Below are 3471 nucleotides of genomic sequence, written 5' to 3'. Positions count from 1 at the left end.
GATGCCCGCGACCGACGAGATCCGCAACGTGCCGAGCAGGCCGAGCCACACCGCCGCATAGACCAGCCCGAGCGGCCAGTGGAGCGCGACGACGATTCCCATCAGCGTCGCGACGCCCTTGCCGCCGCGGAACCGCAGCCAGACCGGGTAGCAATGGCCGATAAAGGCGCCGGCCGCCGCGAGCAGCGCGTTGCCGGGGAACAGATGCGCCACCAGCAGCACCGCGACCAGACCCTTGGCCATGTCGAGCAGCAGCGTCGCCGCGGCGAGGCCCTTGCGCCCGGTCCGCAGCACGTTGGTCGCGCCGATATTGCCCGATCCGATCGTCCGCAGATCGCCCGCGCCGCCCAGCCGCGTGAGGATGACGCCGAACGGGATCGACCCCAGCAGGTAGCCGAGCGCCAGCGACAGCGTCGGCGCGACCCAGAATATGTCCGTCTGCAAGAAAGCTCCCCCGTTCCGCCCCGCTATAAACGACCCGGGGCGGACGGCAAATGCCGCGTCCGTGGGCGTCGCGGGGCGCGCCCGGGCACCTCCACCCCGTCATCCTGACGAAAGTCAGGATCCAGAGCCAGGTAGGACGACGCTCGCAACTCTGGATCCTGACTTTCGTCAGGATGACGGAAGAAGGGGGGGCGGATACCGTAAGGCGCGGGCGGCGGAAGCGCCGTGCGGGCGACGGGCGACACCCCTGCCAACCTTCGGCCCTCCCGGCAGGCTGTCACCCGCCATCGATACCGCCTAAGGCGCGGTGATGGACGTTCGCCCCATCCTGTTCTTCGATTCCGGCGTCGGCGGCTTGTCGATCGTCGGCCCCGCGCGCGCTGCCCTGCCGGACGCGCCGTTCGTCTATGCCGCCGACTCGGCCGGCTTTCCCTATGGCACCAAGAGCGAGGCGGAGATCGCCGCGCGCGTGCCGGTGCTGCTCGGGCGGCTGGCGGAGCGGTATCGGCCGCGGCTGATCGTGATCGCGTGCAACACCGCGTCGACGATCGCGCTGCCGGTGGTGCGCGCCGCGCTCGATCTGCCGGTGGTCGGCACGGTCCCCGCGATCAAGCCCGCCGCCGCGCTGTCGGTGACGCGGACGATCGGCGTGCTCGGCACCGAGGCGACGGTGCGCCAGGCCTATGTCGACGATCTCGCGGCGCGGTTCGCGGCCGACTGCACCGTCCTGCGCCACGGCTCGGCGGCGCTGGTCGAGATGGCGGAGGCCAAGCTCCACGGCCGCGCGGTCGCGCCCGACCGCTATGCCGCCGTCCTCGACGGCCTGTTTGCGCAACCCGGCGGCGAGGCGATCGACGTGATCGTCAACGCCTGCACGCATTTTCCGCTGGTCGCCCCCGAGCTGGCCGCCGCCGCCGGGACGCGGGACATCCGCTTCGTCGATGGCGGCCCCGGCATCGCGCGCCGGATCGTCCACCTGATGCAAGGGGAGTCTTGGGCCGGTGGCGGCGAAGGGGTCGCGGTCTTCACGCGACTCGGCCCCGACGAACAGGCGCTCGCCCCCGCACTCGCCCGGCACGGGTTCACCCGGATGGAGCAGCTCTGACGCAAGGCTTGGGACAATATGCCCGCTTGCGTCATGCGCGCAGCATGGCAATGTTCTACAAGGACGAGGAAAGCGATCACCGTAACAACGGTATTGCGCTGGATTAGACGGAAAGCGAGGCGTAGTGCCCCAGGTCATGATTACGGATGTCTCCACGACGGCCGACGGCATTGCGGGCCCACGAGTCGATTATTCGCGCGTCTTCACGCAGGCGATCGACCGCCTCCATGCCGAGGGCCGCTACCGCGTCTTCATCGATATCCTGCGCAACAAGGGCGCGTTTCCGAACGCGCGCTGCTTCGCCGGACATAACGGCCCCAAGCCGATCACCGTCTGGTGCTCGAACGATTATCTCGCCATGGGTCAGCACCCCAAGGTGATCGCGGCGATGGAAGAGGCGCTGCACGATGTCGGTGCGGGCTCGGGCGGCACGCGCAACATCGGCGGCAACACGCATTACCATGTCGACCTCGAGGGCGAACTCGCCGACCTGCACGGCAAGGAAGCGGCGTTGCTGTTCACCAGCGGCTATGTCTCGAACGAGGCGACGCTGGCGACGCTCGCCAAGGTCCTGCCGGGCTGCATCATCTTTTCGGACGAGCTGAACCACGCGTCGATGATCGCGGGCATTCGCAATTCGGGCTGCGAGAAGCGCGTGTTCCGGCACAACGACCTCGCGCATCTCGAGGAGCTGCTCGCCGCCGAGGATCCGAGCGCACCGAAGCTGATCGCGTTCGAGAGCGTCTATTCGATGGAAGGCGACATCGCGCCGATCTCGGCGATCTGCGATCTCGCCGATCGCTACAACGCGCTGACCTATTGCGACGAAGTCCATGCGGTCGGCATGTACGGCGCGCGCGGCGGCGGCATTTCCGAACGTGATCAGGTCGCGCACCGGATCACGATCCTCGAGGGCACGCTCGGCAAGGCGTTCGGCGTGATGGGGGGCTATATCGCCGCTGATCGCACGATCGTCGACGTGATCCGCAGCTATGCGCCGGGGTTCATCTTCACGACCTCGCTGTCGCCGGTGCTCGTCGCGGGCGTGCTCGCCAGCGTCCGGCATCTCAAGGCGTCGAGCGTCGAGCGCGACGGGCAGCAGGCGTCGGCGGCGATGCTGAAGGCGATGCTGAAGGATGCCGGGCTGCCGGTGATGATCGGCGACACGCATATCGTGCCCTTGATGGTCGGCGATCCGGTCAAGGCGAAGAAGATCAGCGACGTGCTGCTCGCCGAATACGGCGTGTACGTCCAGCCGATCAACTATCCGACCGTGCCGCGCGGTACCGAGCGGCTGCGCTTCACGCCCGGCCCCGCGCATACCGAGGCGATGATGCGCGAACTGACCGACGCGCTGGTCGAGATCTGGAGCCGTCTGGACCTGCGCAAGGCGGCCTGAGCCGGACCGGCCTATAGTGCCGCCGCCGTGAGGGTCAGGACACCGAGCCCCAGCGACAGCGGCACGCGCAGCGCCATCCACCCCGGTGGCGCGATGCCGGCGCGGACCAGCGCCCGATCGACGAGCAGCGCGCCGATCAGGCTGATTCCGAGCACCACCAGCGACGGCCCCGGCCAGCGCAGCCCGACCATCCACGGCCAGGCGGTCACCAGTGCGATCAGCGACGGTGCCACGCTCGCGAACCACAGCCAGCGCGGCGCCCCCTCGGTGCGCGCGGCCAGCCCCCACCACAGCCCGCCGAGAAAGCTGAGGATCAGCGCGGCATAGGCATAGGCGACCGCCAGCGCGGAAAATCGGCTCGCAGGGTCGTTGCCGAGCAGCAGCGCGACCGCGCCGATCTGCGGCAACAGCCCCGACAGCCCGAGCAGCCGCGCGATCGGCGGAATGCCACCGGAGGGCGCAGGCGCGGGCGCCATCAGACGCGCGCGACCACGCCGGTCGCGACGACCGGACCGGTCGGCAG

Annotated in this window: 4 protein-coding genes; 2 read left to right on the top strand and 2 right to left on the bottom strand. The window is 69.2% G+C overall.

Going from position 1 to position 3471, the window contains the following annotated elements:
• On the bottom strand, positions 1–444 hold a 444-nt coding region (locus tag sphsw_RS07745; protein ID WP_042466798.1), incomplete at its 3' end, for a glycerol-3-phosphate acyltransferase.
• A gap of 310 nt (positions 445–754) precedes the next feature.
• Here sphsw_RS07745 and murI point away from each other — a divergent pair.
• Complete coding sequence (gene murI, locus sphsw_RS07740) at positions 755–1549, top strand: glutamate racemase (protein ID WP_031440102.1); 795 nt, start codon at positions 755–757, stop codon at positions 1547–1549.
• A 136-nt stretch (positions 1550–1685) separates the two neighbouring features.
• Positions 1686–2948 (top strand): 5-aminolevulinate synthase, encoded by a 1263-nt coding sequence (gene hemA, locus sphsw_RS07735; RefSeq protein ID WP_042466797.1) that lies wholly within the window; start codon positions 1686–1688, stop codon positions 2946–2948.
• A gap of 11 nt (positions 2949–2959) precedes the next feature.
• Here hemA and sphsw_RS07730 read toward each other — a convergent pair.
• A partial coding sequence (locus sphsw_RS07730; RefSeq protein WP_327195638.1) for a DUF3429 domain-containing protein occupies positions 2960–3471 on the bottom strand: 512 nt, incomplete at its 5' end.

This window comes from Sphingomonas sp. FUKUSWIS1, assembly GCF_000733135.1.
GTDB lineage: Bacteria > Pseudomonadota > Alphaproteobacteria > Sphingomonadales > Sphingomonadaceae > Sphingomonas > Sphingomonas aerolata.
The sequence above is the reverse complement of the archived record's forward strand: the minus strand, read 5'-3'. Positions and strand labels throughout refer to the sequence as shown.